General features: G+C 45.8%; 16 protein-coding genes. 12 read left to right on the forward strand and 4 right to left on the reverse strand.

Annotation, left to right across the window (positions count from 1 at the left end):
- Positions 1–7: 7 nt before the first annotated feature.
- The 3 genes from HWI92_RS20765 (at position 8) to HWI92_RS20775 (ending at position 3,283) form a co-directional block, all read left to right on the forward strand.
- Positions 8–1,948, forward strand: a complete 1,941-nt coding sequence (locus tag HWI92_RS20765) for a KUP/HAK/KT family potassium transporter (RefSeq protein ID WP_204658848.1) — start codon at positions 8–10, stop codon at positions 1,946–1,948.
- A gap of 292 nt (positions 1,949–2,240) precedes the next feature.
- Positions 2,241–2,597, forward strand: coding sequence for a hypothetical protein (locus tag HWI92_RS20770; protein ID WP_204658850.1), 357 nt, complete (start codon positions 2,241–2,243; stop codon positions 2,595–2,597).
- A 371-nt stretch (positions 2,598–2,968) separates the two neighbouring features.
- Positions 2,969–3,283, forward strand: coding sequence for a hypothetical protein (locus tag HWI92_RS20775; RefSeq protein ID WP_204658852.1), 315 nt, complete (start codon positions 2,969–2,971; stop codon positions 3,281–3,283).
- 227 nt (positions 3,284–3,510) lie between these two features.
- On the opposite strand, the gene HWI92_RS20780 is transcribed toward HWI92_RS20775, so the two are convergent.
- The 3 genes from HWI92_RS20780 to HWI92_RS20790 all read right to left on the reverse strand — a co-directional run bounded on the left by HWI92_RS20780 (position 3,511) and on the right by HWI92_RS20790 (position 7,529).
- Positions 3,511–4,962, reverse strand: coding sequence for a T9SS type A sorting domain-containing protein (locus HWI92_RS20780; protein ID WP_204658854.1), 1,452 nt, complete (start codon positions 4,960–4,962; stop codon positions 3,511–3,513).
- Positions 4,963–5,003: 41 nt separating this feature from the next.
- Positions 5,004–6,047 (reverse strand): phage tail-like protein, encoded by a 1,044-nt coding sequence (locus tag HWI92_RS20785; protein ID WP_204658856.1) that lies wholly within the window; start codon positions 6,045–6,047, stop codon positions 5,004–5,006.
- A gap of 381 nt (positions 6,048–6,428) precedes the next feature.
- Positions 6,429–7,529: an acyltransferase family protein gene (locus HWI92_RS20790; RefSeq protein WP_204658858.1), complete on the reverse strand. Its 1,101-nt coding sequence runs from the start codon at positions 7,527–7,529 to the stop codon at positions 6,429–6,431.
- A gap of 295 nt (positions 7,530–7,824) precedes the next feature.
- Here HWI92_RS20790 and HWI92_RS20795 point away from each other — a divergent pair, with 295 nt between their 5' ends.
- From HWI92_RS20795 to HWI92_RS20830, 8 genes are all read left to right on the forward strand, one after another.
- Positions 7,825–9,063: a site-specific integrase gene (locus HWI92_RS20795; RefSeq protein WP_204658860.1), complete on the forward strand. Its 1,239-nt coding sequence runs from the start codon at positions 7,825–7,827 to the stop codon at positions 9,061–9,063.
- Between the two features lie 4 nt (positions 9,064–9,067).
- On the forward strand, positions 9,068–10,135 hold the full coding sequence (locus HWI92_RS20800; protein ID WP_204658862.1) for a hypothetical protein: 1,068 nt from the start codon (positions 9,068–9,070) through the stop codon (positions 10,133–10,135).
- 90 nt (positions 10,136–10,225) lie between these two features.
- The gene (locus tag HWI92_RS20805) at positions 10,226–10,489 is read left to right on the forward strand and encodes a hypothetical protein (protein WP_204658864.1); all 264 of its coding nucleotides are present in this window, start codon (positions 10,226–10,228) and stop codon (positions 10,487–10,489) included.
- A gap of 2 nt (positions 10,490–10,491) precedes the next feature.
- Complete coding sequence (locus tag HWI92_RS20810) at positions 10,492–11,697, forward strand: primase-helicase family protein (RefSeq protein ID WP_204658866.1); 1,206 nt, start codon at positions 10,492–10,494, stop codon at positions 11,695–11,697.
- A 218-nt stretch (positions 11,698–11,915) separates the two neighbouring features.
- Positions 11,916–12,851: a DUF8464 domain-containing protein gene (locus HWI92_RS20815; protein ID WP_204658868.1), complete on the forward strand. Its 936-nt coding sequence runs from the start codon at positions 11,916–11,918 to the stop codon at positions 12,849–12,851.
- 122 nt (positions 12,852–12,973) lie between these two features.
- Complete coding sequence (locus HWI92_RS20820) at positions 12,974–13,351, forward strand: plasmid mobilization protein (protein WP_204658870.1); 378 nt, start codon at positions 12,974–12,976, stop codon at positions 13,349–13,351.
- Complete coding sequence (locus HWI92_RS20825) at positions 13,341–14,279, forward strand: relaxase/mobilization nuclease domain-containing protein (protein WP_229248405.1); 939 nt, start codon at positions 13,341–13,343, stop codon at positions 14,277–14,279. The genes HWI92_RS20820 and HWI92_RS20825 overlap by 11 nt, the downstream gene beginning before the upstream one ends.
- Positions 14,276–14,815 carry a hypothetical protein gene (locus HWI92_RS20830; protein ID WP_204658872.1) on the forward strand — a complete coding sequence of 180 codons (540 nt, stop codon included), beginning with the start codon at positions 14,276–14,278 and terminating at the stop codon, positions 14,813–14,815. Before HWI92_RS20825 ends, HWI92_RS20830 begins: the two co-directional genes overlap by 4 nt.
- 237 nt (positions 14,816–15,052) lie before the next feature.
- Here HWI92_RS20830 and HWI92_RS20835 read toward each other — a convergent pair whose 3' ends face one another.
- On the reverse strand, positions 15,053–15,397 hold the full coding sequence (locus HWI92_RS20835; RefSeq protein ID WP_204658874.1) for a hypothetical protein: 345 nt from the start codon (positions 15,395–15,397) through the stop codon (positions 15,053–15,055).
- Between the two features lie 333 nt (positions 15,398–15,730).
- Between HWI92_RS20835 and HWI92_RS20840 the strand changes: the two genes are divergently transcribed.
- On the forward strand, positions 15,731–16,348 hold the full coding sequence (locus tag HWI92_RS20840; RefSeq protein WP_204658876.1) for a recombinase family protein: 618 nt from the start codon (positions 15,731–15,733) through the stop codon (positions 16,346–16,348).
- The last annotated feature ends 491 nt before the right edge of the window (positions 16,349–16,839 follow it).

The following is a 16,839-nucleotide window of genomic DNA, read 5'->3' on the forward strand; positions in this document are numbered from 1 at the left end:
GCAAGTCATGAGTGCCCACAAACACATTGATAAAGCGTCTGCTGCGGGGCTGCTGGTAGCATTAGGTATTATTTATGGCGATATTGGTACGTCGCCCCTCTACGTAATGCAGGCCATCATTGGTACCGAGCGCATTTCCCGTGAAGTGATTTACGGAGCAGTTTCCTGCATTTTCTGGACGCTGACACTCCAGACGACAATCAAATACGTCATTCTGATCCTCAGAGCCGATAACAAAGGTGAGGGAGGTATCCTCGCCCTGTACGCCCTGGTGCGGAAAAAAGCCACCTGGCTGACTGTACCGGCGATTATAGGTGCCAGTACCCTGCTGGCAGACGGAATTATTACACCTCCCATTTCAGTGTCCTCGGCGGTGGAGGGCTTGCGCATCCTATATCCTGAAATTCAGACGATCCCGATCGTAATAGGCATTATTACATTGTTGTTTGTGATCCAGGTTTTTGGGACAACCATTGTGGGACGCGCATTTGGGCCGGTCATGATGATCTGGTTTCTGATGCTTGCGGTACTCGGCATCTCACAGGTGCTCGGACATATGGAAATTCTTAAATCCCTCAATCCTTACTATGCCTACGAGCTTCTTACCCATCATCAGGGTGGGTTCTGGATGCTGGGCGCCGTGTTTCTTTGTACCACGGGTGCAGAAGCATTGTACAGCGACCTGGGGCATTGCGGAAGAGGTAATATTAGGGTCAGCTGGATTTTTGTAAAAACCTGTTTGATACTGAACTACTTCGGGCAGGGAGCCTGGCTTATTGCCCATTCCGGTGAGCTGCTGGCCGGACGTAAGCCATTTTACGAAATCATGCCCGAGTGGTGGCTGCTCCCAGGTATCGGGGTTGCGACCATGGCGGCCATTATTGCCAGCCAGGCACTCATCAGCGGCTCTTTCACACTGATTTCGGAGGCCATCCGGCTCAACTTCTGGCCAAAAGTAAGGCTCATTTATCCGAGCGATCAGAAAGGCCAGCTTTACGTCCCAAGCGTCAACTGGCTGCTGCTGGCGGGATGTATCGGGGTGGTACTGTACTTCAAGGAATCTTCAAGAATGGAGGCGGCTTACGGGTTGGCTATTACGCTCACCATGGTCATGACGACCATCCTGATGTCGGCCTACCTGATGTTGCGTGAAACGAATAAAGGACTGATTGGTTTGTTTCTGGTCATATACCTGGCCATTGAGGGATCTTTCCTGGCAGCCAACCTTCTCAAATTCACCCACGGAGGCTGGGTATCCTTGCTGCTCGCAACTGTCATTGCACTGATCATCTCCGTTTGGCTGCGCGCCTACTTCATCAAGCTTCGCCTCACGGAATTTGAAAGTCTGAAAAAGTACATTGGCCCGCTGAAGGAATTAAGCAATGACATCAGCATCCCGAAATACTCGACGCACCTCATATTCATGTCCAATGCATCCCATGAGTCGGAGATCGAGAGCAAAATTATTTACTCCATATTCTACAAGCGTCCCAAGCGGGCGGACATTTACTGGTTTGTGCACGTTGAGACTACCGACGAACCTTACACAATGGATTACCATGTGAATATTCTTGCAGAAGATGATGTCATCAAGGTAACATTCCGGCTGGGCTTCCGTATTGAACAACGGATCAACCTGTTTTTCAGGAAAGTGGTGGAAGATATGGTTCTCAATAAAGAAGTAGATATTACCAGTCGCTATGAATCACTCAATCGTCAGAATATTACGGGTGATTTCCGGTTTGTAGTGCTTGAACGATACCTGTCTATTGAGAACAACCTGCCCTTTACAGAAGAGGCGATCATGAAAATATATTTTGCAATTAAAAGCATTACTACGCCGGAAGACCGATGGTTTGGTTTGGACAGCAGCTCTGTAAAAGTGGAGAAAGTACCGCTCGTTTTAACCCCGGGTCAGAAGATCAGGATGCGCCGGGTTTATACCTGATACCGGTAGTAAAAGCAATGTTTTATGCCAATGCAATTTATGGTTACAAAGGGGAAAAATCATGTAGCTTCCTGTGTAAACAGATGCGCAAGTTGTGGATAAGATCATGCTTTATATCAGTCATATACCTGGCGATTACAGAAGTGCCTGCGCCTTATTTTAAGCAGCATTTACGATGATTAGTTTTAATAATCTGGGCTGATTTTCAGGGAGATGTATTTCTGGAATAGATTTGGATGCAACCGATTGGAAGCAAATGGTTAATTAATTCATCCATCCAAACAACCAGATCATGAAAAAGCTAAAAGTATACGCAATGCTTGGTTTCCTGACCCTATCGGCAGCAAGCTATGCACAGGTAGCATCTCCGCAGCCCTCTGTACCTGCTCCTGTACCCGAATCCAATCCGATTCCATCCAATCCCACGGAGACACCCGAAAAAAAAGCCGAATTCAATGCGCCTCAATCGCCCGCACGTCCGGCAGATGTACCTGCTGAGGACACGTTGATCAAAGATCAGAGACCAGCCGGTGCCGTCGTTCATGATACACGTATGCCGGCATCGGGTAAAAAGAATGAAAAAAATAGAAATAAAAAAGACAAAATGGGAGGCGGACAAGCAGACACTACTTCTATAAAAAAACCATAAAAGTAAGTTATCGATTCCTGAATTAAAGCCTGTGAGCAAATGTGTTCACAGGCTTTATTTTACCTGATATTCTACATTATTATCAGTTTAAAAATAGAAGTATTTCTATTTAAATATAGAATATACAAATGCCATAATAATCCAATTATGCGCTGAATGCAATCATTTTTAATTCCTATTATTTCATCTTCAATGCATTGTACTTCCAGTAAACTATTCTAAATTCCTGAAAGATCAGTTTATAAATTAATGTTTCTGGCAAAATTATTGATAGATAATTCGGGAACTCATCTATTCCATAGTTTAGATCGTATATGCTAAACTGAATCAAATTAAATGCTAACAGATGATCAATTAAAATCTACTAGAACATGAATGATTTCAAACGGCAACAGCATACAGTTTTATCTCTCAATGGAGAGAGCTTTAAACATTATCTTCTCCTGCGCTATGTAAATAATTCAGCGGACCCGAGATGGAAGCGGTTGAGCTTGGTTTCGGAAGATCTGATTGCTCCGGAGGTTTGGATACAATTGCAGCATTATGCAAAGCAGGATCTGGAAAGTCAGGGCGGGAAGCTGTTCGGGTGTGAGCTGGTAGATGAGCAGCTGGTACAGCATGATGGTATCCATTCCAACTTCTGGCCTGCAAACTGGATGTGGGTTATTGAAAAGCAGGAAGTTTAGTCATGATACTTCACCAACATTTCCTATAAGAGGGCAGGTCTTGCGGCCGCCCTCTTTTTTTGGCCTTTTGAAAGTGGGCCAATGCAGCAATGCATCATTTATCAGAGCGTGCTTAGAAATTCAGGTATATAAAAAGGCCGCAGAAATATCCTGCGGCCCCGAATTGTGCATGTACAAAGTGCCTCTGCTTTCCACGCTGGTTTTACAGAGAAAATATGTCTGATTTTTTATTGTTTTACAAACTTTAAAACCTTGTCATAACCATCCACCTGCACAGACAGCAGGTATACGCCAGGCGTGAGACTGCTGGTGTCAAGCACCGCTTTTCCCTGCCTGATCGCAATTGTTTTTTTCGTCTGAGCCTTTCCTGACATAGCGATGAAGGTAGCCTGTACCTTGTCCTGATCTGCTGCATGAAGTGACAAATGGAGTACATCATGGGATGGGTTCGGGTAAGCTACCAAGCCGTTCTCACTACCATCTACGTGGACGCTCCGCACTTTACTGTAAGCAAAGGTGCCATCCTTGTCGATCATTTTGAGCCGGTAGTACCGCTGTCCTGCCAGCCACGATGGTGCCAGGGGACTGTAATCCGCAAACCGGAACACAGACTGGCCATCATACGCAACTCGGCCAACCTGATCGTACTGCACGGCATCAAGGCTGCGTTCAACTTCAAAGTGGCTGAACCCTTTCGCATCCGAAACCCGCCAGTCCAGCGCTACCGATCCCTCCGTCCACCTTGCTGTGAAGTCCGTCAAGCGTACGGGTAGTGGAGACGATGCCGCTGTACTTCCCAGCGTAAAGGGGCTCCATGTACTGATATTGTTACTCGTCACAATACCCGCATTAACGATGCCTGATGCATTATTGGCGCCTTCATTCAGCCAGTTTCCATTCACGAGGTGCGCCACAGCCAGATCAGCGATGTTGCCGATACCCGTGTTGTTGTATTCATCCCAGTAAATTGAGACGGAACCCGTGGCCGTACCTACCGGGGTGAGTGACCAATACTCCTGCGCATTACGGGCGATAAGGGGGGTACTGTTACTGCCCCCGCTTCCAAAAGGAGCATCTCCTGCATCACCTGCCTCATACCTTGCTACCAGGCCTGCCGAGTTGGCACTCAGATTTACACCTACAGGCTGGTAGGACAAGCCGTTACCTACAGGAAAAACGAATGTGCCTGAGCCTTCCCTGGCTACAAATCCATTGATGTGTTTGGCATCAGAAGGAGGGAATAAAGTACTAATGGACGCGCCGGGGCCAAACACAAACGCATTGGCCAGATCCGAGTTGATGAGCATTCCGGAGATGAACGAAAGGCTGTCGCTCACTTTTACAGGCGTCGTGAATGTGATGCCAGCTGCATTGTTGACCGTAACGTGAGTGGCATACAGAGATGCTCCCCCGATTACCTGCGGCGTGCTGCCTTCCAGGTGCAGATCACCCGCATTGGCCTCATTCATTGGCGCAAAGTTGGTCACATTTCCGGAAGTCGTGATAACGCCAAGGTTTTCGAAATTACTTCCTTCCTGATTGAGAAGATCACCGTTGACTTGCAGCTGTGTACCAGTTGAAATGAACACGCCGGCACCGTTATTATAAAAAGCAGGCGTTTGCGCGAAGGTATTCCAGCTCAAACCCAGGGACAGTATTGTAATCCAATATTTTTTCATAGTGGTACAAATTCAAATGTTGATTACTTAACCGACCCGTACTAGTTCGAAACTTTGTAAATGTAAAAGCTTCCGAGACTTGATGTTAGAATTGAAGCGTCCAGCGCTGAGGCCCCAGTAATCCCAAATGTGATCCGGTCACCTGCCTGCAGGGGATATAGTGAGCTAAGGCTTGCTTCTGAAATGGTCAGACTAAGTAAAACAAGGTTTGCACCATTAAATGAGCGATTGTCAATGAGTGTAAAAACTCCTGCCCGATTGCGAAGGATGGCCGGGCCTGGATTATTCGTCAGCAATGCGGCTTGTAGCCCCGATCCATATCTGAACATAAATCCGATCTTGTAAACACCCGAGGAAGGAACAACGTAGGAATTATCGGTATCCGAAAATAACGCGGGTGTTCCCGCTGTTCTTTCTGAAGCCACAAAGTTTACTGGTCTGAATCCACCTGGTAACACGCCCACGTTGAGCAGCGAAAGCGAACCTGCTTTTTTTGCTGCGTAGGCTTCCGGGGTTAAAGCTATCGGCTCTGCCCAGGTTCCGTCGCCACGGAGAAAAGTCGTATTACTTGCCGTACCCGTAGCAGAAAGCTTAGCGGCTGTCACTGAGGCATCTGCCAGCTTTGCAGCAGTTACAGAGGCATCGTTGATCTTTGCCGTAGTGATGGCATTGTCTGCAATAGTAGCTACCGCAGCACTGTTGATCGTCACATCCCCCGTTAAGGAAGCTGGATTTTGGGGTGCATACGGCGCAGCGTCACCGGTAATGTATAACTGCCCACCTGCCGTACCATTTGCAAGATTACTGCCGCCGCCAGATCCGTTCAGCATAACCCATTTTGTTCCGTCAAAGTAGTAAAAGCCGGGTGTTTCATCGATCTGATAAATCAGCAATCCGCTGGCAGGTGTACTAATGCCGTCACGCTGCGTCAGGGTCATTCGGGGTACCAGCATACCCTGTGTAGTACTGCTTACATCCAGTGCAGCTGATGCATCAGGCTTGGATGTGTTAATGCCCACGTTATTCTGAGACTGAACATTGTGGTAAATGAGAATTGTAGCAACCAGCGATAGAAGCTTTTTCATTTTATTTAATGTTTGATTGATTGGATAATTACGAGGTCAATTTAGCCGCAATTGGAATAAATGCAAACTATTTCTATACAATTCATCAATTATTTAATAATTACTATAAAACAAAATACTTCTGATAGCGGAATATATTGACTTGGTAATTAAGGAAGACTAGTTGTTGCTTGTATAAAATACCGGCAGAATGCTTGTAAATAAATGATTACAAACAGGTACAAGCAGGAAGAATAGAGATTAGAAGGAGCCTATTTAAAGCAATACAACCTGATCAGTAAATGAAGGCCCTGCTTTCTAAGAAGCGTAATGCACTTTGCATTTGGAAGGTAAAGAATGTGCTTAGTATTTGGGTTGCCGTGTGACATAAGTCATCAGGCTTTAAAGCCTGGTAATGCGCCGCATTTTCTGTATCAGGATGGGCATCGGTTTCAGGTTTTTCAGCCTTAATGCGGGTGCTTCAACCCAATGCCATGACAGGTAAGCGAACATGGCAGCAATGATAAGGCTCGGGAAAATGAGGGTTGCATGATCCATTCCAAAGTAGTAGACCAGCGTTTGCTGTACGGGAAATCCGTAAATGTAAATGCCATATGAAAGGTCACCAACACGGTCGGCAACATGGGTAATCCCGTAAATGGGCAGGAGGCCAATGCTCAGCACGATCACAGGAAGCAAAGTGACACTCGCAAAAGAAAAGATGGGCTTGCCTGTAGCATACACGAACATCCCCAGCGAAAGAGCAAGTATGATCGTTAAATACCGCGGCGGAATGTCGGCGATCCGCACGGCTGCCAGCAGTGAACCCGCAGCAAAATACACGCCGAGCTCTATCAGGTACCAATCCAGAATGAAGAACTTCCATTGCTGGATTTCTGTAAAGTTGAAGACATCCAGCTTGGCGAGAACCAGGTAGGCTACCAGCAGAACGACGATCACAATTGTACGTTTACGTTTAATAAAAAACAGTAGCGATACGGCGATATACATTGTGAATTCAAACGGGATCGTCCACAGCGAACCATTGATGGCGGACTTATGCGGATTTTGGTCAAATATGCCCGGAATGCCATATTGAAGCCGGTAGAGGCGGAGGTTATTGGGAATATAGGTCCTGACCTGCTTGTTGAGCAGATAGGGCGTATCATTTTCGTAAACAAAAGGTCCGAGAATCACCGTCAGCAGGAGTACTACTGCAAGAGCGGGAAAGAGTCTGAGAACCCTTTTCCAGTAAAAATCAGTCAGATCTTCTGATCTTTCCAGGCTTTGAAAAATGAGATAGCCGCTGATGACAAAAAAGCCCCGCACGGCAATCACCGAAAATGTATACTGCCCATGTGTGAGCTGGCATAACCCATCACATTCCTGTGAGCCTGTCAGCGGATATACATGCGTGACAATGACAAAAGCAGCAAACAGCAGCCTGAGAAAATCGAAATTATTCCTTCTGTGCGTTGCAAGGCTGATAGTGTGTTTTGTCATTGAAGCGGTAGTAGTAGATTAACAGTAATTGATCATACCCGCATACCATCCTGATAAAAAAAGGCACTCATAACGCAATGTTATAAGTGCCTGCCAACAATGTCGGGATGACAAGATTCGAACTTGCGACCCCTAGCACCCCATTGGATATTTATTGTATTATTCCAAGAAGTTTTATTAAGCATTATTATTATAAAATGCTCTAAATGAGCATTTTGATTATTTTTTGTAACTTTGGTTAACTTACGTTAGACACGAAATGTTCGACCTATGTTCGACCTAAAGTTGTAGTGCTATGGCTATTTCGACCAAGTTTGTATTACGGAAGAAACGTGATTCGGAGGAAACTCAGTTCCCGATAATGCTTCAAATCATTATCGATAGAAAGAACCTTCTGGTGAGTACGAGGAAGATATGTTCGGAAGTTCAATGGCAGCCGAAGTTTCAATCCGTTGCAAAAACACATCCGAAGCACAAGGAAATTAACCTCCTGCTTCGCACCATTGAGTCGGAAGTAGACTTCATGATCATCTCTTACGGGAAACAAAACAAGCGCCCCTCGTTTGACGAAATCAAGGCGCTGGTAAAAAAACTGACTGGCGGGCAAACAGAACCTGAAAAGAAAAAGCTGTTTGTACTTTTTGAAGAACACATTGCCAGGCTTAAAAGCCAAAACCGGTTAGGCAGTGCAGAGTCACATAACTCGACGCTGAAAAGCCTTAAACACTTCATGAACCAGAAGGATCAGGATATCCTCTCTATCGGCTTGCCATTCATTAACCGTTATGAACAATGGCTGATCGACAAAGGCTGCACGATCGTCACCAGAAGCTTTTACCTGAGAACCTTCCGGACGCTCTGGAAAGTCGGGATTAAAGAAAACTATTATCCCGAAACACATTACCCCTTCAAAGACTTCTCGTTCTCTAAATACAATAACCCTCGCACAAAGAAGCGGGCAATCACGAAGGAACAGATCGAGTTGATTGCCGGAGCTGAAATCGATCCGGAAAATGATTCACTGATCAACTCGCGTAACTACTTCCTGTTTAGCTTCTATTGCCGAGGCCTGAACTTTACAGATTTGGCCGAATTGAAATGGACGAACATTGTCGATGGTGAGCTCCATTATGTGAGATCAAAAACAAAGGAAGAGTTCCGGTTTCGCTTGCACCCTTCGGCAGCTCAAATACTGGAATACTACAAAGATCTGAAAGGTAACAGCGATGCTGGCTTTGTGTTCCCAATCCTGTACAAGCGTCACGCAACGATTCAATCGGTTCGGGATCGGAAGAAGAAGATTTTGACCAGGGTTAACAAGCAAATTAAAGAGTTGGGCATAGCCCTCGGTATTATGAAGCCTTTAACGACCTATGTGGCCAGGCACTCGTACGCGACCACGCTTCGGCGAAATGGTATATCCAAGGAGAATATAGGCAGATCGTTGGGCCACGATAGCTTGAAGACCACTGATATTTACCTGGAAGACATTGGAGACCCCGTGCTGGATGATTTGATCAACTCAACGATTTGAACGAATGTATTTTTTTAATTTGCCAGGTTTCGATCCTGATCTCGGTATAAATCTGGACGATCAGGGACGGTTTCCGTATCTGAGATTCGTGGATCACGTTTTTCGCAGAGGAAAAGCAGACTACTTATCACATAACTTCCACTTTGAGAACATTGCCGATAAAGCAGCGCCGCCGGCATTCCTCAGTGAACCGAATCTCAAAGCCATTTTCGACCCGAAAGACCGGAAGAATATCATCGTGGACCATCATAGCCCAATCTCGGAGTCTTATGCCGACGAACTGAGAGCGCAATTTGACAGAGGTTACTTCGACGCGATGAAGGAGTATCCACAACAAATAGTCTCCATTCTTTGTAATCCTGACAGCGAAAGCAAAATCGCTCATTTGGAGCAATTCATTGAATTTTGCTCCTATCATTTATACTTTGAGGGATTTGCTATTCCATCGTGTTTATATGCGCTTGGATTCATTCAGGCCTACCTTGTGCGTGGGTGTGGCGATAGAGCAAATGCGCTTCGCCTTCCTAAACACAAATTTCCGGTCGTGTCACAGAAGCAAGAATTGCCAGTGGCCGAAGTGCAAACGAAAGGCCCGGAGCGGATTCCGTTGGACTATGCGGTTGACGAAATCATATCCATGTGGTTGATTTTAGTTGATGCGTGGAAATGCAAGGCAGTGGGCTCGATTCAGGTTTTCACCAGTGAAGAGGCAGTGTTGCAGCTGTTGGGAATGATGTTTGAAGAAAAAGGAGGCAGACTGCCTAGACCTGAACACAAATATTTTGAAATGCCTCCGGGAAACTACGAGCGGGTTTTAAACCTGCTTATGCATGCCACCTACAAGCTGAATACAGATAGGAACAATATTGGGCTTGACAGATACTGTCAATTGCTGCTCGATACATTTTCCTGCTATTCGAAAACGAAGCTCGAAAGCCTTCGCAGTAACATCAATAAAGCACGTGGCAATATCGTGCAGAGTATCGGTAATCTGACCGACAGCCCACATTCTAAAAATGTGTTGAAAACATTAAGGAAAATAAACGAGTACGGCGTCGAAGATCTGACTTAGTCAACTTCATATTGTTTTTCCCCGATTTTCTAGCCTTGCTTTGCCCATCACCAAAACGCAAAAGGGATGAGCACAACAGTTCTAGTTTCAATGAACGATCAGCAATTATCAGAGTTGATCGAGTCTTCACTGCGCCGGGTTTTAGAGTCAAAACCGGAGGCTGCCGCCGATACCAGTGACACTTTGCTGGACACCAAGGAGGCCGCGCGCCTGACCAAATACAAGGAGACTTCCATTTATGGGCTGGTGAAAAGAAAAAAAGATTCCATTTTGCAAAATGGAAGGCAAGCTACTCTTTTCCCGCAAAGAGCTTCTGGAATGGATAGCGAATGGTCAGCAAAAAATCGGAGGTAGCCATGAAAGATAATCCGGTCTATCTGCGCATTGGTACCAGTTACTTTAAGAAAGTCAACCGGCCACTATCTTCCGGCGACACGATTTCCTCCTTGATCCCCTGGTCGGCTGAATGCATCCGGTTGGATCACAGCCGTGACTATTTGAAAGACCGGGTGGATTGCTACGACGGATTCTGTTTTGTGCCGAGCCATCTGGACTACCAACAAAAGGTCGGCGGGTTTTACAACCGCTACCAGCCATTCCAGCATGAGACGCAGCAGGGCGACGCTTCGGTGATCTTTCAGTTCCTGGGTCACATTTTTGGCGAGCAGATCGAGATGGGTTATGATTACTTCAAAATCCTTCTCGAACGTCCTACCCAGATCCTACCGATCTTGTGCCTTGTCAGCGAGGAGCGTGGAACCGGAAAGACCACATTCCTGCATTTTGTCAAGTCCATGTTCGGGGAAAACATGACGATCAACAGTAATGAGGATTTCCGCTCCAACTTTAACATCGAATGGGCGCAGAAACTCGTCATCGGGGTTGACGAAACGTTCCTGGATAGAAAGGAGGATTCCGAGCGGATCAAGAATCTGAGCACGGCCCGGTTTTACAAAGTCGAGGCCAAAGGCCATGACCGGCAGGAGGTGGAATTCTTCGGAAAATTCATTTTGTGCAGTAACAATGAAGATCATTTCATCATCGCCGAGCCGGGAGAAATCCGGTACTGGGTGAGAAAGGTGCCACCACTGAAATCAGAGAATCACCACTTGCTGGCCCAGCTTCGGGCTCAGATCCCGTTCTTTCTGCATTTTCTAGTGAGCCGTGAGTTTGTCTATCCCGGTAAAACAAGAATGTGGTTTACTGCGGATCAAATTGCGACACCCGCATTGAAAAAGCTGCTGAACCAAAATCGGAATAAGCTGGAAGTGGAGATCGCGCATATCCTGCTAACAATCGCAGATGAAAAGGAGCTGGATGAAATCCGGTTTTGCACTGGCGATGTCCAGGACTGGCTCAACAAAAAGCACATCCGTTTCAAAGACCTCTCACAGATCAAGCGGATCTTGCAAAATGCCTGGAAGTTGAGCCCGGCGAGTAATTCACTGACTTACCCGCAATACAAATTTTTAACGGACGGTTCCATCTTCGAGCAGACCGGCAAGGGCAGGTTCTATACACTATCCCGAAGACGTATAAATGAGCTCAACGAATTGCCCTAATTTTTGATGCTTTGATGCGCATCATATCTAATTAATTGATTAATAAATAATTACATCGCATCAAAATCCGCATCAACGCGCATCGATCACTGGATAGCGATGCGGCCCCTGATGCATTTTGATGCTTTTCTGATGCGGTCTTAAATGATTAAAAACCAATTAGTTGTAATCTCTTCGCATCAATTCATCAATTTTTTCACTTTCAAACCCCTGTAATTATGACTTGCGAGCAAGCCAAACAGATATCTATTGTAGACCTGCTGGAACAATGTCATGTCCGCCCCCAATATGTCCGAGGACAAGACCATTGGTACCTCTCCCCGTTCAGGGAAGAGAAAACGCCTTCTTTTAAGGTCAATGCGCGGTTGAACCTCTATTACGACCATGGAAGCGGTCAGGGAGGAGATATTATTGATTTAGGGCGCGCCCTGTTTCGTTGCGATACAAAAGCGTTGTTGGAGAAATTGGATTCCCGTCTTTTCTTATTTCAACCGCAAGACCTAAAATTGGCTGGCTTGCATATAGACAGTGCCGTTACACCAGCCACAGCAATCGATCAGCCTGCCATCCAAATTACTGCTTTGAAAGAGTTAGGGACTAACCCCGCAATTACCCAGTACCTGGAATCGCGCCGTATCGATCTGGCCGTTGCTAAATCATATTGTCAGGAGGTATACTACCGGGTCGGCGACAAGAATTATTTCGCTGCCGGTTTTCAAAACCGGTCGGGTGGATATGAGCTGAGAAATGCTTACTTCAAGGGTTCGGCATCTCCGAAGGACATATCCCATATCGAGAATGGTCATCACTCGGTCTGCGTGTTGGAAGGCTTTATGGATTTTTTGTCGCTTCTCTCGCTTCGAAAACAGGAGCAGGTCCAGACCGACTTTGTGGTGCTCAATTCGGTAAGTTTGGCAGAGCGAAGTTTGGACATTGTCAAAGGTTACAGCACCGTATTTCTATATCCGAATCACGATACAGCCGGGAAAAAGCTGCTTGAAAAATTCGAGAACGCGGGGCTCAATTGCGTCGATGCCTCTGGTATCTATAAGGATTACAAGGACCTGAATCAGCTGCTGGTTGCAAGCAAACAGCAGGAAAAACAGCCACAACATCGGTACCGTCACAGGAAGTCTCGAGGGCTGGGCCTCTAAGTTTCTTTCATGAGCAAGTTTGTGTTTTCGCTTCGCAAAAACTCGTTCCGGCGCCGCCGGAACTCAGACTTGCTTTTACTCCCGATGGTCGCAAAAGATATTTAACAGAGTCCGTAAACGAAATGAAAGAGGCAGAGAGCATGGAGCAACAGTCACACAAATCCAAAGGCGGCAGACCGCCCAAGAAGGTCAAACGAAACACGCAGCTGATGGTCCGCCTTTCGGAAACTGAGCGGTTTTTAATCGAGTCGAAAGCCAAGGACGCAGGTCTTAGACCAAGCACCTGGCTGAGACAAGCGGCTAAGAAAGCCAGGGTTGTTGCGAGGCTTTCAGCAGAGGAAGCTGGCTTCGTTAGAATGCTGGCTGGCCTGGCCAATAACTTAAACCAGCTGCTCAGGTTTACAAATATGCAGGGGCTGTTGTACGAGACAAAAAAGGCCACGCAGCTACTATCAGACATTGATCATTTACTCAAAATACTCACTAACGATGATCGGTAAGATAATGATAGGATCAAGCTTTGGCGGAGCGGTTAGGTATGTCATGCAGAAAGAGCAGGCTATCGTGCTTCATGGCGAAGGAGTCAGGACCCAGGATGTAAAATCAGCTATCCATGACTTCAATGCTCAGCGGCAGATGAATCCCGAGCTGGGCAAGGCTGTCGGCCACCTGGTGCTGAGTTGGAGTGCGTTTGACAAGCATAAGCTCTCACAAAAAGTCATGGTAGAGAGGGCTGCCGAATATATGGCCAAAATGAAAATCCAAAACACCCAATACTTGGTCGTTGAACATCGAGATACCAATCAGCCGCACATTCATATCATATACAACCGGGTTGACAATGCTGGCAAATCCATCTCTGACCGGTTTCAGAAGCGAATGAATCAGAAAATTTGCAAGGAGATGACTTTGAAACATGGCTACCACATGGGTCAGGGGAGAACGCTGGTTAACCGAACGAGGCTTAAAGGGATTGATAAAACGCGTTACGAGCTGGCAGACCAGATTCGAATGGCAAGCAGATCGGCAGTCAATTGGAAACAGTTGGAAGGCGCGCTTTCATCGAGCGGGATTGGCATCATTTACAAGTATAAGTCTGAGACTAATCAAATACAGGGTATCAGCTTCGAAAAGGACGGAACGGTGTTGAAGGGCTCAAAAGTGGACCGAAGCATGAGTTTTCCGGCACTCGATAGAACACTGCGAGAAAATTTTCAGCACCAAATGGCGGTGAGGCGTCGGATGTTGGATCAGGGGATACTACCACCCGCGCAAGAAAAAATGCTAACGCACCGATATGGTTTGCCGCACTGCAGGGAAGAAAACTTGCTGAAAGACTTGATGGATCCGGTACATCAACACGAGACGATTAATCCAGAGCTTAAAAGAAAACACAAACGCAAAAAATCAAGAGGACTACATTTATGAAAGATATTGAAGATAAACTTGATGGCTTCGAGCAGATACTAAGTATCCTGGTAAAAAAGATCTCAGTGATGGAAAGCCTATTGCCTGATCCCAAAGTTCCGGTCGATGATTTGGCACGCCAAATGCTAGCAGACATTCAGGCAAATGTGGCAAAAATGCCATCAGGTAAGCTGGTGCTTTCTGAGCTAGCTGGTATTCGAAAGCGCCTTGACACACTGTCTTATGCTCTGGAAAATCCCAAGCCAGTCACGCTCGATTTCAAGGCTAAAAGCTATTTCGTTTCACTAGCAGTACTGCTTTGTACTACTTCTGCTTCGCTTGTGACAGTTAGATGTTCGAATGAGAAAATTGAACAGGCGAGCCGAACTGCGGCAAGGTATGAAGTGGCTCAGAAATTATCTCCTCGTTTGACGAGAATGATCGATCAAGCCTTCGACCAAACAACGCAACCCTCCGTAGATTCGCTTCAGCACGCCTGGGAGTTGCTGGAAACAAATTCGCACAACCCAAAAAGTAGCAAGCGGAAAAGGCGATGAAGGAAGTACGGTTTAACGTCCATAGCTGCAATACACTGTAATTAGATTTCATGTACCACTAAACTGTACCGTTGAAGGCCGGATTTCGTGAAAAAACTACCCCGAATGCAATTCATGCCGCGGAGTACGGAAAAACGACCGAATAAATCTGATACCGGAAGATATAACTAATAGTTATGAATCGGACATTCTCGCACTGATGTGGTCTCTCTCGATACGCCGGTAGGATAACCTAAGCTAAATTGCTATGAAAACTTTATGAACTGTCACGATATAGTGAGAGTTACTAACTTCATTGACACCTGAAAATAAGATGTAGTTCTCATGGTTACGGCTGCGTATGGAGTAAAAATTGATAAATCCTCCATTGGGTGCCGAAGAAAACTTTCCTAGGTGAAGAATCTCCATCAAGCTCTCGAACTTTTCAGGGACATTGCCACCAACAAACTGAGTACCTATTATCGCCCGAAAGTCCACTGTCACCAAGTCGTCGTCGAGATCAATCTCTGTAAGCGTTGACATGCCGGTGACTGCATTGTCGTAATAACATTCGTGCTCTGCTAATTCTTTTACGATTTTCATTATTCATAATAAGTGGTACACCTAGCTTGGACGCAGTAGCTTCCCAGCCTAACTGCATAGCTGTCCAGCCTATGGGAAACATCAAGAAATGGCGCGGCGCACGTCCCTCTCAATTTGCTGTACGCTAGTCCAGGCGCAATATCAGAATATGTCTGGCATTGAGCCATGATTCTTTAACTGTTTTGCAAACTACGGAATATGAAGAGCTAGTTCAAATTATAGAATAAACGTTCATATAAACGGTAAGGATAATTTAGTAAAAATGTCTTAATATTATATTGCTATTATTATAAAATAAATCTTCCAATAAGGTTTTTATCTAATCCGTCAAAAATGCCCCGGAATATTGCCTATTTACGTGTCTCCACCATAGATCAGGACCTCGAAAAGAACAAGGCCGACATACTGCACCTGGCCAATGAGAAAAATTTAGGCCGGGTCGAGTTCGTTCAGGAAAAAGTTTCCGGCAAAGTGTCCTGGCGCAGCCGCAAAATCGGTCCGATCCTGGATGAGCTTAAAACAGGGGATGTCATTTTACTCAGTGAATTTTCCCGACTTGGCAGATCCATGCTTGAGGTGATGGAAATTATCTCGATTGCTATGCAGAAGGGTATTCGAATTTATACAGTCAAAGGCGGGTGGCAACTTGACGACTCTATCCAAAGCAAAGTGATGGCTATGGTTTTTGCGATGGCCTCTGAAATCGAAAGAGACCTGATTAGTAAGCGGACAAAAGAATCACTAGCTGCGAAGAAGCTCTCAGGGATAAAGCTAGGTCGCCCAACGGGTCCCGGTAAAAGTAAGCTAGATCAGTTCAGACCCGAAATTGAGGCCTTGCTACTTAGTGGTTCGAGCCAGAAGTACATAGCAAACCGTTACCACGTTACTGAGGCGACACTATCAAATTGGGTTAAAAGGAACGGAGTCAAAAAGTATGGCAAGGCGGCATGACTCATGCTTGGTAACTATTTAGAACATTGAATCGTAGAAGATGAAAGTTAAGGTTCTTTTTGTCTGCACCATAAATCGAATGCGAAGTTTAACGGCTAACAGCATCTACAATGCCGACCAGAGGTTTGAGGTGAAATCTGCCGGGACGAGTAAGTATGCACAGCAGCCTATTACGGCGGATCTGCTAGAATGGGCTGATTATATAATCGTCATGGAAAGGCACCATCGCAATAAGATTCGATCCGTATTTCCAGACATCTACCGAACCAAGCGAATAATTTGTCTTTATATACCTGATGAGTACGACTATATGCAGCCCGAGTTGGTCACTCTTCTGCAATTCAAATTCGAATCAATTTATACGACAGAGATTGCGCCTGATGGAATACCTCACGAGTAATAGCTGAGCGAACAGCTAGGTTAGCTGCAATTTAACTCTGTAATTACTCTGCTATTCTACATTGAAATTGACAAGCTGGCCAAGGTGGCCA

Source organism: Dyadobacter sandarakinus, assembly GCF_016894445.1.
Taxonomy (GTDB): Bacteria; Bacteroidota; Bacteroidia; order Cytophagales; family Spirosomataceae; genus Dyadobacter; species Dyadobacter sandarakinus.

Excerpts from the sequence above, each read along its gene's own strand:
- HWI92_RS20765 (WP_204658848.1), top strand. The coding sequence starts at position 8 with ATGAGTGCCCACAAACACATTGATAAAGCGTCTGCTGCGGGGCTGCTG.
- HWI92_RS20770 (WP_204658850.1), top strand. The coding sequence starts at position 2,241 with ATGAAAAAGCTAAAAGTATACGCAATGCTTGGTTTCCTGACCCTATCG.
- HWI92_RS20775 (WP_204658852.1), top strand. The coding sequence starts at position 2,969 with ATGAATGATTTCAAACGGCAACAGCATACAGTTTTATCTCTCAATGGA.
- HWI92_RS20780 (WP_204658854.1), bottom strand. The coding sequence starts at position 4,962 with ATGAAAAAATATTGGATTACAATACTGTCCCTGGGTTTGAGCTGGAAT.
- HWI92_RS20785 (WP_204658856.1), bottom strand. The coding sequence starts at position 6,047 with ATGAAAAAGCTTCTATCGCTGGTTGCTACAATTCTCATTTACCACAAT.
- HWI92_RS20790 (WP_204658858.1), bottom strand. The coding sequence starts at position 7,529 with ATGACAAAACACACTATCAGCCTTGCAACGCACAGAAGGAATAATTTC.
- HWI92_RS20795 (WP_204658860.1), top strand. The coding sequence starts at position 7,825 with ATGGCTATTTCGACCAAGTTTGTATTACGGAAGAAACGTGATTCGGAG.
- HWI92_RS20800 (WP_204658862.1), top strand. The coding sequence starts at position 9,068 with ATGTATTTTTTTAATTTGCCAGGTTTCGATCCTGATCTCGGTATAAAT.
- HWI92_RS20805 (WP_204658864.1), top strand. The coding sequence starts at position 10,226 with ATGAACGATCAGCAATTATCAGAGTTGATCGAGTCTTCACTGCGCCGG.
- HWI92_RS20810 (WP_204658866.1), top strand. The coding sequence starts at position 10,492 with ATGAAAGATAATCCGGTCTATCTGCGCATTGGTACCAGTTACTTTAAG.
- HWI92_RS20815 (WP_204658868.1), top strand. The coding sequence starts at position 11,916 with ATGACTTGCGAGCAAGCCAAACAGATATCTATTGTAGACCTGCTGGAA.
- HWI92_RS20820 (WP_204658870.1), top strand. The coding sequence starts at position 12,974 with ATGAAAGAGGCAGAGAGCATGGAGCAACAGTCACACAAATCCAAAGGC.
- HWI92_RS20825 (WP_229248405.1), top strand. The coding sequence starts at position 13,341 with ATGATCGGTAAGATAATGATAGGATCAAGCTTTGGCGGAGCGGTTAGG.
- HWI92_RS20830 (WP_204658872.1), top strand. The coding sequence starts at position 14,276 with ATGAAAGATATTGAAGATAAACTTGATGGCTTCGAGCAGATACTAAGT.
- HWI92_RS20835 (WP_204658874.1), bottom strand. The coding sequence starts at position 15,397 with ATGAAAATCGTAAAAGAATTAGCAGAGCACGAATGTTATTACGACAAT.
- HWI92_RS20840 (WP_204658876.1), top strand. The coding sequence starts at position 15,731 with ATGCCCCGGAATATTGCCTATTTACGTGTCTCCACCATAGATCAGGAC.